Origin of the sequence: Pseudomonas sp. R2-60-08W (assembly GCF_003852335.1) — a bacterium.
GTDB lineage: Bacteria > Pseudomonadota > Gammaproteobacteria > Pseudomonadales > Pseudomonadaceae > Aquipseudomonas.
In genome coordinates, this window is record NZ_CP027731.1 from 5452954 (window position 1) to 5469349 (window position 16396).

The window sequence follows — 16396 nt, forward strand, 5'->3', positions numbered from 1 at the left end:
ACGCGCGATGTTGGTTTTCTTGTCATGACGCTCCCGTCCGAACTGCCCCCCGAACTCTCCCACAGCGGCGTGCGCCCGGCTGATCGGCTCGGATTTACCCTGTTCCTGGCAGCGCTGATTCACCTCGCACTGATCCTCGGCCTGGGCTTCACCATGGTCGAACCCAAGCAGATCACCAAGACCCTGGAAATCACGCTGGCCACCTTCAAGAGCGATAAAAAGCCCGAGACGGCCGATTTTCTCGCCCAGGAGAACCAGCAAGGCAGCGGCACGCTCGACAAGAAAGCCGTGCCCAAGACCACCGAAGTGGCACCGTTCCAGGACAACAAGGTCAACAAAGTCACCCCACCGCCGGCTCCCAAGCCTGAAGTCAAACAGGCCACGCCCAAGGCTGCCGTGACCACGGTTGCGCCCAAACCGCAAAAAGCCCCGACCCAGCGCGAAAAGACCAAGACCGAGCCCAAACCCGAGCCCGTCAAGCCTGCGCCAACGTTCGATAGCTCGACGCTGTCCGACGAGATTTCCAGCCTCGAAGCCGAACTGGCCCACGAACAGCAGCTCTACGCCAAGCGCCCGCGCATCTACCGCCTGAACGCCGCCTCGACCATGCGCGACAAAGGCGCCTGGTATAAGGACGAATGGCGCAAGAAAGTCGAGCGCATCGGCAACCTCAACTATCCGGAGGAGGCGCGCCGCCAGCAGATCTACGGCAATTTGCGCTTGCTGGTGTCGATCAACCGCGATGGTTCGCTGTATGAAGTGCAGGTACTGGAGTCGTCCGGCCAGCCCTTGCTGGACCAGGCCGCCCAGCGCATCGTGCGCCTGGCCGCGCCCTTCGCGCCTTTTACGGGCGACTTGAACGATGTGGACCGCCTGGAAATCATCCGCACCTGGAAATTCGCCAAGGGTGACCGCCTTTCCAGCAACTAATCGCCGGATCGTTCCCACGCTCCGCGTGGGAATGCTGCCCCGGACGCTCCGCGTCCTGTTTTAAAGCCGCGACGCTGAGCGTCACCGGATACGTTCCCACGCAGAGCGTGGGAACGATCAGCAGAGCGTGGGAATGATCAGTAACTCCCAGCTTGTCAGTTCGCCCCTCCAACGCCACACTAGTGGACATGAAAAATGTCAGCCCGACCTACCTCAAGCACCACTTCCTGATCGCCATGCCCCATATGGCCGACCCGAACTTTGCGCAGACCTTGACCTACATCGTCGAGCACACGGCCAATGGTGCCATGGGGCTGGTGGTGAACCGCCCGCAGGAGCTGAACCTGGCCGATATCCTCGAGCAGCTGCGCCCGGAAATCGATCCGCCAGCCAGCTGCCAAGGCGTGCCGATCTACATCGGCGGGCCGGTGCAGACTGATCGTGGCTTCGTGTTGCACCCAAGCGGGCCGAAGTTCCAGGCCACGGTAGACCTTGAGGGCGTCTCGCTGTCCACGTCCCAGGATGTGTTGTTCGCGATTGCCGACGGCGTCGGCCCCGAGCAAAGTGTGATCACCCTGGGATACGCCGGCTGGGAAGCCGGGCAATTGGAGGCCGAACTGGCCAGCAATGCCTGGCTGACTTGCCCGTTCGACGCCGACATCCTCTTCAACACCGCCAGCGAACTGCGCCTGGAAGCCGCCGCCGCCAAGCTGCGGGTCAACCTCAGCCTGTTGACCAGCCAGGCGGGGCACGCCTGATGGCTTTGCGTCTGATCCTGGGGTTCGACTACGGCACCAAACAGATCGGCGTAGCGGTGGGCCAGGTGATCACCGGCCAGGCCCGCGAGCTGTGCACATTGAAGGCCCAGAACGGCGTGCCGGACTGGAGCCAGGTCGAAGCGCTGATCAAGGAATGGAAGCCCGATGCCGTCGTGGTCGGCCTGCCCCTGAACATGGACGGCACGCCCAGCGAGATGTGCCTGCGCGCCGAGAAGTTCGCGCGCCGCCTCAATGGCCGCTACAACCTGCCCTTCTATACCCACGATGAGCGCCTGACCACCTTTGAAGCCAAGGGTGAGCGCCGTGACCGTGGCGGGCAGAAGGGCAGTTACCGCGACAACCCCGTGGACGCCATCGCTGCCGCCCTGTTGCTGCAGGGTTGGCTGGATGAAAACACCGCTTTATTTGAATCCTGACCCGCCGCGATCCTGTGGGAGCGGGCTTGCCCGCGAAGAACGTTAACGATACCGCGTGAAGGCTGGATGAACGCGGTGCCCATGAGTTTTTCGCGAGCAAGCTCGCTCCTACACACTTAATAAGGAGCCCCCATGAGCCTGCCCAATCCCGCCGACCTGATCAGCCAGATGGCAATACGCCTCAAGACGCACCTGGAACACCGTGCCATCGGCGAACCGCGCTTTATCGGCATCCGCACCGGTGGTGTGTGGGTGGCCCAGGCGTTGCTGGAAGAGCTGGGCAGCGACTCGCCCCTGGGCACGCTGGATGTGTCTTTCTACCGTGACGATTTCAGCCAGAACGGCCTGCACCCGCAAGTGCGCCCCTCGCAGCTGCCGTTCGAGATCGAAGGCCAGCACCTGGTGCTGATCGACGACGTACTGATGAGCGGGCGTACCATACGCGCGGCCATGAATGAGCTGTTCGACTACGGCCGCCCGGCCAGTATCACCCTGGTGTGCCTGCTGGACCTGGAGGCTGGGGAATTGCCGATCAGCCCGGACGTGGTCGGTGCGACGCTGTCTTTGCAAGCCCACCAGCGGGTAAAATTGTCCGGTCCAACGCCGCTCGAACTCGAACTGCAAGACCTTGCCCTTTAACCCGCCTTGTAAAAGAGTCCCCGCGATGACGCCTCTAGATGCCAAGCGCCCGCTGCAGCTCAATGCTCAGGGTCAGTTGCAACATTTCTTGTCCCTTGATGGTTTGCCCCGCGAACTGCTCACCGAAATCCTCGACACCGCTGACTCGTTCCTCGAAGTCGGTGGCCGGGCGGTGAAAAAAGTCCCGCTGCTGCGCGGCAAGACCATCTGCAACGTGTTCTTCGAGAACTCCACGCGCACCCGCACCACCTTTGAGCTGGCCGCCCAGCGGCTGTCGGCCGACGTGATCACGCTGAACGTGTCCACCTCGTCGGCGAGCAAAGGCGAAACCCTGCTCGACACCTTGCGCAACCTGGAAGCCATGGCCGCCGACATGTTCGTGGTACGCCATGGCGATTCCGGCGCGGCGCATTTCATCGCTGAACATGTCTGCCCGAATGTGGCGATCATCAATGGCGGCGATGGCCGCCACGCCCACCCGACCCAAGGCATGCTCGACATGCTCACCATCCGTCGGCACAAAGGCAGCTTTGAAAACCTCTCGGTGGCCATCGTCGGCGACATCCTGCACTCGCGGGTCGCGCGCTCGAACATGCTGGCCCTGAAGACTTTGGGCTGCCCGGACATTCGCGTGATCGCGCCGAAAACCTTGCTGCCCGTCGGCATCGAGCAGTACGGCGTGAAGGTCTACACCGACATGGCCGAAGGCCTCAAGGGTGTCGACGTGGTGATCATGTTGCGCCTGCAACGCGAACGCATGGCCGGTGGCCTGCTGCCGAGCGAAGGCGAGTTCTACCGCCTGTTCGGCCTGACCACCGCACGCCTGGCCGGTGCCAAGCCGGACGCCATTGTGATGCACCCCGGCCCGATCAACCGAGGGGTGGAAATCGAGTCGGCGGTGGCCGATGGCCCGCAGTCGGTGATTCTCAACCAGGTGACCTACGGCATCGCCATCCGCATGGCCGTGCTGTCCATGGCCATGAGCGGGCAAACCGCGCAACGACAATTCGAGCAGGAGAACGCCCAGTGAAGCTCAGCATCCTCGGCGCCCGCGTCATCGATCCGGCCAGCGGCCTGGATCACGTTACCGACCTTCACCTGGACGCCGGCAAGATCATCGCCATGGGCGCTGCTCCCGCAGGTTTTCTTGCCGTCGAGAGCATCGACGCCAAAGGCCTGGTGGCCGCGCCAGGGCTGGTGGACCTCAACGTCGCCCTGCGCGAGCCGGGCTACAGCCGCAAAGGCAACATCACCAGCGAAACCCGCGCGGCCGCCGCCGGTGGCGTGACCAGCCTGTGCTGCCCGCCGAACACCAAGCCGATCCTGGACACCTCGGCGGTCACCGAGTTGATTCTCGACCGCGCCCGTGAAGCGGGCAATTGCAAAGTCTTCCCTGTCGGCGCCCTGAGCAAAGGCCTGGAGGGCGAACAACTGGCTGAACTGATCGCCTTGCGCGATGCCGGTTGCGTGGCCTTCAGCAACGGCCTGGAAAGCTTTCGCAGCAGCCGTACCTTGTGCCGAGCCCTGGAATACGCGGCCACCTTCGACCTCACGGTGATCTTTCACTCCCAGGACCGCGACCTGGCTGAAGGCGGCCTGGCCCATGAAGGCGCGGTGGCCAGCTTCCTCGGCTTGCCGGGCATCCCGGAAACCGCAGAAACCGTGGCCCTGGCCCGTGATTTGTTGCTGGTGGAACAAAGCGGCGTACGCGCGCACTTCAGCCAACTGACCAGCGCCCGCGGCGTCGCCCTGATCGCCCAGGCCCAGGCGCGCGGCTTGCCGGTGACGGCGGATGTGGCGCTGTATCAGCTGATCCTGACCGATGAGGCGCTGATCGACTTCTCCAGCCTCTATCACGTACAGCCGCCGCTGCGCACCCTGGCCGACCGTGAAGGTTTGCGCGCGGCAGTAAAGTCGGGCGTGGTCTCGGCGATTTCCAGCCACCACCAGCCCCACGAGCGCGATGCCAAGCTGGCGCCGTTTGGCGCCACCGAGCCGGGTATCAGCAGCGTCGAGCTGCTGCTGCCGCTGGCGATGACCTTGGTGGAGGATGGCTTGCTGGACCTGCCTACATTGCTGGCACGTCTGAGCACCGGCCCGGCCGAGGCCTTGCGCTTGCCGGCGGGCCAGCTGGCGGTGGGGTCGGCGGCGGACCTGGTGCTATTTGACCCGGCCAGCTCCACGGTTGCCGGGGAGCACTGGCTGTCCAAGGGGGAAAATTGCCCGTTCATTGGTCACAGCCTGCCGGCAACGGTGCGGTACACATTGATGGATGGGCGGATCAGCTACCAGGCCTGAAGCGGGCACGGTAAAAATGTGGGAGGGGGCTTGCTCCCGATCGCGGTGGATCAGTCAGCTTATCTGTAGCTGACCCACTGCAATCGGGGGCAAGCCCCCTCCCACATTTTGATTTTCACCAGGCTTAAAGATCAGCGTCCAGCATTACGCTCGGCATTGCGGATCGAAATCTGGCTGTTCAATGTCCAGAAGTCATACAGCACCCCCACCAGGAACAAACCACCGGTCAGCAGGTAGATCAGGCCGGTGATCCATTTGCCCTGGTACATCCGGTGCACACCGAACACGCCCAGGAATGCCAACAGAATCCAGGCCACGTTGTACTCGATGGGCCCGGCGGTAAAACGCAGGTCAGCTTCACGGTCCATGGCCGGGATCAGGAACAGGTCGATCAGCCAGCCAATGCCGAGCAGGCCGAAGGTGAAAAACCAGATCGTGCCGGTCACCGGCTTGCCGTAATAGAAGCGATGCGCTCCGGTAAAACCGAAAATCCATAGCAGGTAACCGATCACCTTGCTGTGGGTGTCTTGCTGCGAAGCAACCTGTTGATAGGTGTTCATGAACTACCTCTTTTCACTCAATAGATAAATTTGTTCATTTTTTTTGTGACTTTTTTACGGGCGCCCGACGTACGGCAAATGGTATCTTCCTGCCCTCAAAGCCTTATGCCGCCTGACTTGTGTCGGACAATTGCGACGAATCGTCGCGTTTTTGCTGAATTTGACCTCAAGGTTCAGTCGACAAACGGCCTGAGAACGACACCAAAACCTGTTATAAAGTTGCGCGCAAACCCATAAGAGCCACGCCTAATGCGACCATTTTTCAAGACATGGCTAACCATTTGCCTATTAATGCCACTGGCCGCCCACGCCACCAATCGTGAGCAACGTCTTCCAAACGTTAACGGTTTTACCCCTAAAGTTCATAGCACGCCCAGCACCGCCAAATCGGTAAAGCCGACTGTCAGCCGCCCGACTCAACTGAGCAAGGCTCACGGCAAAACGCTTTCCACCCAGCTGGCCGTGAATACCAAGCAAAGCAGCGATGTTCTCAGCCGTGCCGTCAACGTGCTCGGTACTCCTTATCGTTGGGGCGGCAGCAGCCCAAGTAAAGGGTTCGACTGCAGCGGCCTGGTGAAATATGCGTTCAACGATGTCAAGGCCGTGGATTTGCCGCGCACGTCCAACGCCATGGCCGCCGGCCACGGGTTGAAAGTCGATCGCAAAGACCTGAAGCCGGGCGATTTGTTGTTCTTCAAGCTCAAGAGCCGCCAGGTCAACCATGTTGCCATCTACCTGGGCAACGACCGCTTCATCCACGCGCCACGTCGTGGCAAGTCGGTGAGCATCGACACGCTGAAAAAGCCGTTCTGGGACAAGAACTACGTGATCGCCAAGCGGGTGCTGCCCAAAGAGCAGAACAACACCCTGCGGATCGTGCAGCGCTGATTCCAGGCTGAAATGCAGTCAATGTGGGAGGGGGCTTGCTCCCGATAGCAGAGTGTCATTCAACAGATTTGTTGGCTGATCTACCGCTATCGGGAGCAAGCCCCCTCCCACATTTGGTTTCATTGTTTGCTGAAACTCATATGTCTGCTGGCACCCTCGCCTTTTCTCGCGCGTCGTCCCGACTGATCACGCCCTGCGCGACCAACGCCTTCAAACTCATATCCAGCGTTTTCATCCCCACTGCCCCACCGGTCTGGATGGCCGAGACCATCTGCGCCACCTTGTCTTCGCGGATCAGATTACGAATGGCCGGCGTGCCGAGCATGATCTCGTGAGCCGCTACCCGTCCGCCGCCGACCTTCTTCACCAGCACCTGGGACACCACCGCCTGCAGCGACTCCGACAGCATCGAGCGGACCATGGCCTTTTCCCCGGCTGGGAACACGTCCACCAGCCGGTCTACCGTCTTTGCCGCCGAAGTGGTGTGCAAGGTGCCAAATACCAGATGGCCGGTCTCAGCGGCCGTCAGCGCCAGGCGGATGGTTTCCAGGTCACGTAGCTCGCCCACCAGGATCACATCCGGGTCTTCGCGTAGCGCCGAGCGCAGGGCCACCGAAAAGCTGTGGGTATCGCGATGCACCTGGCGTTGGTTGATCAACGCCATTTTCGGCTTGTGGATAAATTCAATGGGGTCTTCCAGCGTGAGGATGTGCTGGCGCCGATGCCGATTCAGGTAATCGATCATCGCCGCCAACGTGGTGGACTTGCCCGACCCGGTGGGCCCGGTCACCAGCACCAGGCCACGGGGTAACAGCGCGATACGCTGGAACACCTCGCCCAAGCCAAGGCTTTCCAGGCTCTGGATGTCGGTGGGGATGGTGCGAAACACCGCGCCAACGCCACGCGCCTGCTGGAACACATTCGCGCGAAAGCGCGCCACGCCGGGCAGCTCGAACGCAAAATCCGTTTCAAGAGATGTTTCGAAATCCTTTTGTTGGTATTGGTTGAGCAAAGGGCTCAGTAAATCCGCCACTTGCGTGCCGGCCAGTATCGGACTGTCCAGCGGCCAGACCTCGCCATCGATGCGCAACATCGGCGCCAGGCCGGCCGACAAATGCAGGTCGGAGGCGCCTCGGCGCACGCTGGCCGTCAGTAATTCAGTGATATCCATAGGGCTTTCCATTTCCAGTAGAATGCCGCGGACTCCATATCCACGGGCGCAACTTGAATGTCGACGATAGCAGACAACATCGGCCTGGTTAGCCAGCGCATCCGCGCCGCCGCCGCCGCCGTGCAGCGTGACGCAAGCAGCATCCACCTGCTGGCCGTGAGCAAGACCAAACCGGCGCAAGCCGTGCGCGAAGCCTTTGCCGCCGGGATGCATGACTTTGGTGAAAACTATCTGCAGGAAGCCCTGGGCAAACAGGCCGAATTAACCGACTTGCCCTTGAGTTGGCACTTCATCGGCCCCATTCAATCGAACAAGACTCGCGCGATCGCCGAGAACTTCGCTTGGGTGCATTCCGTGGACCGCCTGAAAATCGCACAACGTCTGTCCGAACAACGCCCTGCCGACCTGCCGGCGCTGAATATCTGCATCCAGGTCAACGTCAGTGGCGAAGCCAGCAAGTCCGGCTGTACGCCCGCCGACCTGCCGGCCCTGGCCAACGCCATCAGCGCCCTGCCGCGCCTGAAGCTGCGGGGCCTGATGGCGATCCCCGAGCCGACTGACGATCGCGCGGCGCAGGATGCGGCGTTCGCCACGGTGCGCGAGCTGCAAGCCAGCCTGAACCTGCCACTCGACACACTTTCCATGGGCATGAGCCACGACCTCGAGTCGGCCATCGCTCAAGGCGCCACCTGGGTGCGGATCGGTACCGCGCTGTTTGGCGCCCGCGACTACGGCCAGCCGTGAAATGGCTGACGTTCATCTAGCTAAGGACCTGTCATGAAAGACATGCGTATTGCCTTTATCGGCGCCGGTAACATGGCAGCCAGCCTGATCGGCGGCCTGCGGGCCAAGGGCCTGGACGCTGCGCAGATTCGCGCCAGCGATCCCGGTGCCGAAACCCGCGCCCGCGTCAGCGCCGAACACGGCATTGAAACCTTTGCCGACAACGCCGAGGCCATCAAGGGCGTCGACGTCATTGTGCTGGCGGTCAAACCCCAGGCCATGAAGGCCGTGTGCGAAAGCCTGCGCCCAAGCCTGCAGGCGCATCAGCTGGTGGTGTCCATCGCTGCCGGCATCACCTGCGCCAGCATGAACACCTGGCTTGGCGCCCAGCCGATCGTACGTTGCATGCCGAATACGCCGTCCTTGTTGCGCCAGGGCGTGAGCGGTTTGTACGCCACCGCCGACGTCAGCGCCGCACAGCGTGACCAGGCCCAGCAACTGTTATCCGCCGTGGGCATTGCCCTGTGGCTGGAGCAGGAGCAGCAACTGGACGCAGTCACCGCCGTGTCCGGCAGCGGCCCGGCGTACTTCTTCCTGTTGATCGAAGCCATGACCGCCGCCGGCGTGAAACTGGGTCTGCCTGCCGACGTTGCCGAGCAACTGGCCGAGCAAACCGCCCTGGGCGCCGCGAAGATGGCGGTGACCAGCGAGGTGGATGCGGCCGAGCTGCGCCGTCGCGTCACGTCCCCGGGCGGCACCACGCATGCCGCCATCGAATCATTCCAGGCCGGCGGCTTTGAAGCCCTGGTGGAAAAAGCACTGGGTGCTGCGGCACATCGTTCCGCCGAAATGGCTGAGCAACTGGGCAAATAGTCGTCACTTACCAAGGTAAACAAACATGCTCGGAATCAATGACGCTGCCATCTTCATCATCCAGACCCTGGGCAGCCTGTACCTGCTGATCGTGCTGATGCGCTTTATCCTGCAACTGGTGCGGGCGAACTTCTACAACCCGCTGTGCCAGTTCGTGGTCAAGGCCACCCAACCGCTGCTCAAGCCGCTGCGCCGGGTGATCCCGAGCCTGTTCGGGCTGGACATGTCGTCGCTGGTACTGGCACTGCTGCTGCAGATCCTGCTGTTCGTGGTGATCCTGATGCTCAACGGCTACCAGGCCTTCACGGTGCTGCTGTTGCCGTGGGCGCTGATCGGCATTTTCTCGCTGTTTTTGAAGATCATCTTCTGGTCGATGATCATCAGCGTGATCCTCTCGTGGGTTGCCCCAGGCAGCCGCAGCCCCGGCGCCGAACTGGTCTACCAGATCACCGAACCGGTGCTGGCGCCGTTCCGTCGCCTGATTCCCAACCTGGGCGGCCTGGATATTTCGCCGATCTTCGCGTTTATCGCGATCCAGCTGATCCAGAGCTGGGTGATTCCGCGCCTGGCGTTCTATGCGTTCATGCCTAAGGAACTGTTCGGCCTGATCTGAAACGCGTTGAAAAATGTGGGAGGGGGCTTGCCCCCGATAGCGGTAGATCAGTCAAATAGATGTCGACTGACATGCCGTCATCGGGGGCAAGCCCCCTCCCACATTTTGTATCTGTGTACGTGTACAGGCCTTTGCTTGCCGCTGGGTCCAGTGGTCTTTAGACTTACGCCTCATTTAAACGAGAGCAGGGTCGATGCCAACTGCCTTCCCCCCCGATTCCGTTGGACTGGTCGTGCCCCAAGTGGCGCACTTCAGCGAACCGCTGGCCCTGGCCTGTGGCCGATCGCTGCCTGCCTACGACCTGATCTACGAAACCTACGGCCAACTGAACGCCACGGCGAGCAACGCCGTGCTGATCTGCCACGCCCTGTCCGGCCACCATCACGCTGCAGGCTTCCACAGCGTCGACGAGCGCAAGCCCGGCTGGTGGGACAGCTGCATCGGCCCCGGCAAGCCCATCGACACCCGCAAATTCTTCGTGGTCAGCCTGAACAACCTCGGCGGCTGCAACGGTTCCACCGGCCCCAGCAGCCTCAACCCGGAGACCGGCAAGCCCTTCGGCGCCGACTTCCCGGTACTCACCGTGGAAGACTGGGTGCACAGCCAGGCGCGCCTCGCCGACCGGCTGGGCATCAGCCAATGGGCGGCCGTGATCGGTGGCAGCCTGGGCGGCATGCAAGCCCTGCAATGGACCATCACTTACCCGGATCGCGTGCGCCACTGCCTCGCGATCGCCTCGGCGCCCAAGTTGTCGGCACAGAACATTGCCTTCAACGAAGTCGCGCGCCAGGCCATCCTCACCGACCCGGAGTTCCACGGCGGTTCATTCCAGGAAGCCGGCGTAATCCCCAAGCGCGGCCTGATGCTGGCGCGGATGGTGGGGCACATCACCTACCTGTCCGATGACTCCATGGGCGAGAAATTCGGCCGTGGCCTCAAGAGCGAAAAGCTCAACTACGACTTCCACAGCGTCGAGTTCCAGGTGGAAAGCTACCTGCGTTATCAGGGCGAGGAGTTCTCCGGGCGTTTCGACGCCAACACCTACCTGCTGATGACCAAGGCGCTGGACTACTTCGACCCGGCCGCGAACTTCAATGACGACCTGGCGAAAACCTTCGAGCAGGCCACGGCCAAGTTCTGCGTAATGTCGTTCACCACCGACTGGCGCTTCTCGCCGGCGCGCTCACGCGAGCTGGTGGACGCCCTGATGGCTGCGCGCAAAGACGTCTGCTACCTGGAGATCGATGCACCGCAAGGCCACGACGCCTTCCTGATTCCGATCCCGCGTTACTTGCAGGCTTTCAGCAATTACATGAACCGAATAGCGCTTATATGAATTGCTTACGCTTTGGGAGAACGCCATGAGAGCCGACCTGGAAATCATCCAAGACTGGATCCCCGCCGGCAGCCGCGTGCTCGACCTGGGCTGCGGTGATGGCGAGCTGCTGAGCTGGCTGCGCGACAACAAGCAAGTCACCGGCTACGGCCTGGAAAACGACCCGGACAACATCGCCCAGTGCGTGGCCAAGGGCATCAACGTGATCGAGCAGGACCTGGATAAGGGCCTGGGCAACTTTGCCAGCGACAGCTTCGACATCGTGGTGATGACCCAGGCCCTGCAAGCAGTGCACTACCCGGACCGTATCCTCGACGAAATGCTGCGCGTCGGCCGCCAGTGCATCATCACCTTCCCCAACTTCGGGCACTGGCGCTGCCGCTGGTACCTGGCCACCAAGGGCCGCATGCCGGTATCGGACTTCCTGCCGTACACCTGGTACAACACGCCGAACATCCACTTCTGCACCTTCGAAGACTTCGAAGCCCTGTGTGGCGAGCGTGAGGCCAAGGTGATCAACCGCCTTGCCGTCGATCAACAACATCGCCACGGCTGGGCGAGTAAGCTATGGCCCAACCTGTTGGGCGAAATCGGTATCTACCGGGTCAGCAGCCCTGGCCTGACCGACCACAAGATTGCCGTCTAATCATTATCAAGAGGGACGCTCATGAGTCGTTTGGCTGTTTTTCTCCTGACCGCCTGCCTGGGCGCCAGCGCCATGGCTGCGGACGCTATCGACGCTAACCGCAAGAAAGACTTTGGCGATATTACCGTTCACTACAACACCTTCACCTCCAGCTTCCTGCCACCCGAGACCGCCCAGAACGTCGGCATCGTGCGCAGCAAGGAAAAGGGCTTGATCAATGTGACCGTGATCAAGGGCGTCACACCGGTCGCAGCCCAGGTAACCGGTACCATCAAAGACCTGGGCGGCAAGAGCGAAATCCTGACCTTCAAGCAAATCGAAGAGAAAGGCGGCATCAGCTACCTCGCGCCCTACTCGGTGACGCAGCGGGAATACAAGACGTTCACCATCAACGTTGAAACCGGTGGCAAGGCCCATGGTTTCCAATTCAACCAAGAACTGTTCCCGGCCGAATGATGAACCTTACCCAACTCGTACTGGCCAGCCACAACGCCGGCAAACTCAAGGAACTGCAGGCCATGCTCGGTGAGTCCGTGCAACTGCGCTCCATTGGCGAGTTCAGCCAGGTAGAGCCGGAAGAAACCGGCTTGTCGTTCGTTGAAAACGCCATCCTCAAGGCACGTAACGCTGCACGGATCTCCGGCCTACCGGCTTTGGCGGATGATTCTGGCCTGGCGGTAGATTTCCTCGGCGGCGCGCCGGGCATCTATTCGGCACGCTACGCCGATGGCAAGGGCGACGCGGCCAACAACGCCAAGCTGCTCGACGTCCTCAAGGACGTGCCCGATGCCGAACGTGGCGCGCAGTTCGTCTGCGTGCTGGCGCTGGTGCGGCACGCCGATGACCCGCTGCCGATCCTGTGCGAAGGCTTGTGGCAGGGTCGCATTCTGCACGCGGCCAGCGGTGAGCATGGCTTTGGCTATGACCCGCTGTTCTGGGTACCGGAGCGCAACGTCTCCAGCGCCGAACTGAGCCCGGCCGACAAGAACCAGATCAGCCACCGCGCCCGCGCCATGGCGTTGCTGCGCCAGCGTTTGGGCCTGAAATGACCCAGAACACCTCTGCGCAGCCGCTGATCCACGGTGGCGCGCAAACACCCCGGGCGGCTCTGCCGGTGCTGCCGCCCCTGGCGCTGTACATTCACATTCCGTGGTGCGTACGCAAATGTCCGTATTGCGACTTCAACTCCCATACCGCAAGCAACGTGCTGCCGGAAGAAGAGTACGTGGACGCCCTGCTGGCGGACCTGGACCAGGACCTGCACGCCGTTTACGGCCGAGCGCTGAGTTCGATCTTTTTTGGCGGAGGCACCCCCAGCCTGTTCAGCGCCGCAGCCTTGGGGCGCCTGCTTGAAGGCGTGCAAGCACGCATCCCGTTTGCCGACGATATCGAGATCACCCTGGAAGCCAATCCGGGCACCTTTGAGCAAGAGAAGTTCGTCGCTTATCGCAAGCTGGGGATCAATCGCCTGTCCATTGGCATCCAGAGCTTCCAGCAAGCCAAGCTCGAAGCCCTGGGCCGCATCCACAACGGCGATGAAGCCGTTCGCGCTGCGGATATGGCGCGCCAGGCCGGGTTCGATAACTTCAACCTGGACCTGATGCACGGTTTGCCCGATCAGTCCCTGGACGACGCCCTGGCCGATCTGCGCCAAGCCATCGCATTGAAGCCAACGCACTTGTCCTGGTACCAGTTGACCCTGGAACCCAACACGGTGTTCTGGAACCAGCCCCCTGCGCTGCCGGAAGACGACACCCTGTGGGATATCCAGGAAGCCGGCCAGGCGCTGCTCGCCGAGCACGGTTACGCGCAATATGAGGTGTCGGCCTACGCCCAACCGGGTCGACCGGCGCGGCATAACCTCAATTACTGGAGCTTTGGCGACTTCATCGGTATCGGCGCGGGCGCCCACGGCAAGCTCAGCCATCCGGACGGGCGCATCGTGCGCACCTGGAAAACCCGCGCACCGAAGGACTACCTCAACCCGGCCAAAAGCTTCCAGGCGGGGGCGAAAGAACTGACCAATGAAGAGCTGCCGTTCGAGTTCCTGATGAACGCCCTGCGCCTCACCGAAGGCGTAGACGCCAGGCTATACACCGAGCGCACCGGCCTTGACCTGGCGAGCCTCGCCGAAGGCCGCCGCGAGGCAGAACAAAGTGGCTTAATGCAGGTCGAACCGTCACGCCTGGCGGCGACCGACCGCGGGCAACTCTTTCTCAATGACCTGTTGCAGACGTTTTTGAGCTGACGCTTTTTAAGGAAATCGAATGGATTTGGTACTCGACCTGCTCGCCACCGTATCCCGCTGGAGCCGTAGCAACCTGTCGGAAATCTCCCTGGCCTTGGTCGGCTGTTTGCTGGTGCTGTTCGGCGCTGACATCAAGGGCTGGGTCGAAGCCCGCCTGGGCAGCATCGCCGGCGCGTTGCGCGTCCCCCTGATGGCGTTGGTGTGCATGATCGGCAGCGGCGCGGCGCTGATCTACGCCACGCCGTGGATCGTGCGCGGGCTGAGCCAGTTCAATAACTACAGCCTCGCGCCGGTGCTGGTGGTGGTGCTGGTGTTGATTGGCGTCGTCGCCGACCGCCGCTGATTCCAGACCCAACACAGATACCAATGTGGGAGGGGGCAAGCCCCCTCCCACATTTTTACTGCATTTCAAATTCGGAAGCGGGTCTCAGGCCAGCTTCTCGAACTTCAAATCCCACACGCCATGCCCCAACTTCTCGCCACGGCGTTCGAACTTGGTGATCGGGCGCTCCGCAGGGCGCGGTACGCATTTGCCGTCTTCGGCCAGGTTGCGGTAGCCGGGCGCGACGTTCATCACGTCCAGCATGTATTCGGCATAGGGCTCCCAGTCGGTGGCCATGTGCAGGATGCCCCCCACTTTCAGCTTGCTGCGCACCAGTTCCGCGAAGGACGCCTGGACGATGCGACGCTTGTGGTGACGGGCTTTGTGCCATGGGTCGGGGAAGAACAGCATCAGCCGGTCGAGGCTGTTGTCGGCAATGCAGCGGTTGAGCACTTCAATCGCGTCGCAGTCGTAGACCCGCAGATTGGTCAGGCCCTGGGTCAGCACGCCGTTCAACAGCGCGCCGACACCTGGGCGGTGCACTTCTACACCGATGAAATCCTGGTCCGGCGCGGCCGCCGCCATTTCCAGCAGGGAATGGCCCATGCCGAAGCCGATTTCCAGGGAACGCGGGGCCGAGCGCCCGAACACCTGGTCGAAGTCCACCGGCGCATCGGCCAGGGGCAACACGAACAGCGACGTGCCTTGGTTGAGGCCTTTTTGCTGGCCTTCGGTCATGCGCCCGGCGCGCATCACGAAGCTCTTGATGCGGCGGTGCTTGGACTCGTCGCCTGCTTCCACGGGGTTCGGCGTTTCGTTTGATTCAGTCATCAATAGCTCTTACTTGATCAGGCCATCCAGCGGCGAAGAGGCGCTGGCATAGAGTTTTTTCGGCATACGCCCGGCGAGGTAGGCCAGGCGGCCCGCGACGATTGCGTGTTGCATGGCTTCGGCCATCATGATCGGTTGCCGGGCATGGGCAATGGCCGAGTTCATCAGCACCGCGTCGCAGCCCAGCTCCATGGCGATGGTAGCGTCGGAGGCAGTGCCCACGCCCGCATCCACCAGCACCGGGATCCTGGCTTCTTCAAGGATGATCTGCAGGTTGTAAGGGTTGCAGATCCCCAGGCCGGAGCCGATCAGGCCAGCCAGTGGCATCACCGCGATGCAACCGATTTCCGCCAGCTGGCGGGCGATGATCGGGTCATCGCTGGTGTAGACCATCACGTCAAAGCCTTCCTTGACCAGGGTTTCGGCGGCCTTGAGGGTTTCGATCACGTTGGGGAACAGGGTTTTCTGGTCGGCCAGCACTTCCAACTTCACCAGGTTGTGGCCGTCGAGCAGCTCACGGGCCAGGCGGCAGGTGCGCACGGCTTCGATGGCGTCAAAGCAGCCAGCGGTGTTCGGCAGGAAGGTGTAGCGGTCCGGCGACAGCACGTCGAGCAGGTTCGGCTCGCCCTCGATCTGGCCGAGGTTGGTGCGACGTACGGCGAAGGTAACGATTTCGGCGCCCGAGGCTTCGATGGCCAGACGGGTTTCTTCCATGTCGCGGTACTTGCCGGTGCCGACCAGCAGACGGGACTGGTAGGTACGACCGGCCAGGACGAAAGGCTTGTCGCTACGAACGATGCTCATGGGAAATCCTCGTAATGGGGTGAGGTTCTGCAGAATGCGTTACGGCCGGGGCGACTAACCGCCGCCGATGGCGTGCACCACTTCGACCTGGTCACCTTCGCTGAGCGCGGTGCCTTCGTGCTGGCTGCGCGGGACGATATCCAGGTTGAGCTCCACTGCGACACGACGCCCGGTGAGGTCCAGGCGGGTCAGCAGGGCCGCGACGGTTTCACCGTCGGGCAGTTCAAGGGGTTCGCCGTTCAACTGAATGCGCATGCCACGGGCCGCCATCGTTTTTAGGGGCCGGCATTCTAACGCGATTGGGCGCTGAAGGTCAGCT

Annotated in this window: 21 protein-coding genes; 16 read left to right on the forward strand and 5 right to left on the reverse strand. The window is 61.9% G+C overall.

Annotated elements, in window-relative coordinates; translation table 11 throughout:
* Positions 1-24: 24 nt before the first annotated feature.
* From C4J90_RS24985 to C4J90_RS25015, 6 genes are all read left to right on the forward strand, one after another.
* Positions 25-930 (forward strand): energy transducer TonB, encoded by a 906-nt coding sequence (locus tag C4J90_RS24985; protein ID WP_124421044.1) that lies wholly within the window; start codon positions 25-27, stop codon positions 928-930.
* Positions 931-1118: 188 nt separating this feature from the next.
* Positions 1119-1688 (forward strand): YqgE/AlgH family protein, encoded by a 570-nt coding sequence (locus C4J90_RS24995; RefSeq protein WP_124364798.1) that lies wholly within the window; start codon positions 1119-1121, stop codon positions 1686-1688.
* Entirely contained in the window at positions 1688-2125 is a 438-nt protein-coding gene (gene ruvX, locus C4J90_RS25000; RefSeq protein WP_124410991.1) for a Holliday junction resolvase RuvX, read from the forward strand. The genes C4J90_RS24995 and ruvX overlap by 1 nt, the downstream gene beginning before the upstream one ends.
* A gap of 132 nt (positions 2126-2257) precedes the next feature.
* Positions 2258-2764 (forward strand): bifunctional pyr operon transcriptional regulator/uracil phosphoribosyltransferase PyrR, encoded by a 507-nt coding sequence (gene pyrR / locus C4J90_RS25005; RefSeq protein WP_124364799.1) that lies wholly within the window; start codon positions 2258-2260, stop codon positions 2762-2764.
* Between the two features lie 25 nt (positions 2765-2789).
* Positions 2790-3794, forward strand: coding sequence for an aspartate carbamoyltransferase catalytic subunit (locus C4J90_RS25010; protein WP_124421045.1), 1005 nt, complete (start codon positions 2790-2792; stop codon positions 3792-3794).
* Positions 3791-5062, forward strand: a complete 1272-nt coding sequence (locus tag C4J90_RS25015; protein ID WP_124421046.1) for a dihydroorotase — start codon at positions 3791-3793, stop codon at positions 5060-5062. The genes C4J90_RS25010 and C4J90_RS25015 overlap by 4 nt, the downstream gene beginning before the upstream one ends.
* Positions 5063-5193: 131 nt before the next feature.
* On the opposite strand, the gene C4J90_RS25020 is transcribed toward C4J90_RS25015, so the two are convergent.
* Positions 5194-5622 carry a TM2 domain-containing protein gene (locus tag C4J90_RS25020; protein WP_124364802.1) on the reverse strand — a complete coding sequence of 143 codons (429 nt, stop codon included), beginning with the start codon at positions 5620-5622 and terminating at the stop codon, positions 5194-5196.
* A gap of 249 nt (positions 5623-5871) precedes the next feature.
* Between C4J90_RS25020 and C4J90_RS25025 the strand changes: the two genes are divergently transcribed.
* Positions 5872-6510 carry a C40 family peptidase gene (locus tag C4J90_RS25025; RefSeq protein WP_124364803.1) on the forward strand — a complete coding sequence of 213 codons (639 nt, stop codon included), beginning with the start codon at positions 5872-5874 and terminating at the stop codon, positions 6508-6510.
* A 136-nt stretch (positions 6511-6646) separates the two neighbouring features.
* On the opposite strand, the gene C4J90_RS25030 is transcribed toward C4J90_RS25025, so the two are convergent.
* Positions 6647-7681: a type IV pilus twitching motility protein PilT gene (locus C4J90_RS25030; RefSeq protein ID WP_124421047.1), complete on the reverse strand. Its 1035-nt coding sequence runs from the start codon at positions 7679-7681 to the stop codon at positions 6647-6649.
* A gap of 57 nt (positions 7682-7738) precedes the next feature.
* Between C4J90_RS25030 and C4J90_RS25035 the strand changes: the two genes are divergently transcribed.
* The 9 genes from C4J90_RS25035 (at position 7739) to C4J90_RS25075 (ending at position 14463) form a co-directional block, all read left to right on the forward strand.
* Positions 7739-8425, forward strand: coding sequence for a YggS family pyridoxal phosphate-dependent enzyme (locus C4J90_RS25035; RefSeq protein ID WP_124421048.1), 687 nt, complete (start codon positions 7739-7741; stop codon positions 8423-8425).
* Between the two features lie 33 nt (positions 8426-8458).
* Entirely contained in the window at positions 8459-9277 is an 819-nt protein-coding gene (gene proC, locus C4J90_RS25040) for a pyrroline-5-carboxylate reductase (RefSeq protein ID WP_124421049.1), read from the forward strand.
* A 25-nt stretch (positions 9278-9302) separates the two neighbouring features.
* The gene (locus tag C4J90_RS25045; RefSeq protein ID WP_124364807.1) at positions 9303-9890 is read left to right on the forward strand and encodes a YggT family protein; all 588 of its coding nucleotides are present in this window, start codon (positions 9303-9305) and stop codon (positions 9888-9890) included.
* A 193-nt stretch (positions 9891-10083) separates the two neighbouring features.
* Positions 10084-11226 (forward strand): homoserine O-acetyltransferase, encoded by a 1143-nt coding sequence (locus tag C4J90_RS25050; protein WP_124421050.1) that lies wholly within the window; start codon positions 10084-10086, stop codon positions 11224-11226.
* 25 nt (positions 11227-11251) lie between these two features.
* Complete coding sequence (metW, locus tag C4J90_RS25055; RefSeq protein ID WP_124364809.1) at positions 11252-11872, forward strand: methionine biosynthesis protein MetW; 621 nt, start codon at positions 11252-11254, stop codon at positions 11870-11872.
* Between the two features lie 21 nt (positions 11873-11893).
* Entirely contained in the window at positions 11894-12328 is a 435-nt protein-coding gene (locus C4J90_RS25060; RefSeq protein WP_124364810.1) for a DUF4426 domain-containing protein, read from the forward strand.
* Positions 12325-12921: an RdgB/HAM1 family non-canonical purine NTP pyrophosphatase gene (rdgB, locus tag C4J90_RS25065; protein ID WP_124415823.1), complete on the forward strand. Its 597-nt coding sequence runs from the start codon at positions 12325-12327 to the stop codon at positions 12919-12921. The genes C4J90_RS25060 and rdgB overlap by 4 nt, the downstream gene beginning before the upstream one ends.
* Positions 12918-14120, forward strand: a complete 1203-nt coding sequence (gene hemW, locus C4J90_RS25070) for a radical SAM family heme chaperone HemW (protein ID WP_124421051.1) — start codon at positions 12918-12920, stop codon at positions 14118-14120. The genes rdgB and hemW overlap by 4 nt, the downstream gene beginning before the upstream one ends.
* A 19-nt stretch (positions 14121-14139) precedes the next feature.
* Positions 14140-14463: a DUF3392 domain-containing protein gene (locus C4J90_RS25075; RefSeq protein WP_016972961.1), complete on the forward strand. Its 324-nt coding sequence runs from the start codon at positions 14140-14142 to the stop codon at positions 14461-14463.
* A gap of 84 nt (positions 14464-14547) precedes the next feature.
* On the opposite strand, the gene trmB is transcribed toward C4J90_RS25075, so the two are convergent.
* From trmB to thiS, 3 genes are read right to left on the reverse strand one after another with little or no spacing between them, the layout of a single operon-like run.
* Positions 14548-15273, reverse strand: a complete 726-nt coding sequence (gene trmB, locus C4J90_RS25080) for a tRNA (guanosine(46)-N7)-methyltransferase TrmB (RefSeq protein ID WP_124421052.1) — start codon at positions 15271-15273, stop codon at positions 14548-14550.
* A 9-nt stretch (positions 15274-15282) separates the two neighbouring features.
* A complete protein-coding gene (locus tag C4J90_RS25085) occupies positions 15283-16077 on the reverse strand; it encodes a thiazole synthase (RefSeq protein ID WP_124421053.1) in 795 nt (264 codons plus the stop codon).
* A gap of 54 nt (positions 16078-16131) precedes the next feature.
* Positions 16132-16332, reverse strand: coding sequence for a sulfur carrier protein ThiS (gene thiS / locus C4J90_RS25090; protein WP_065885539.1), 201 nt, complete (start codon positions 16330-16332; stop codon positions 16132-16134).
* Positions 16333-16396: the final 64 nt, after the last annotated feature.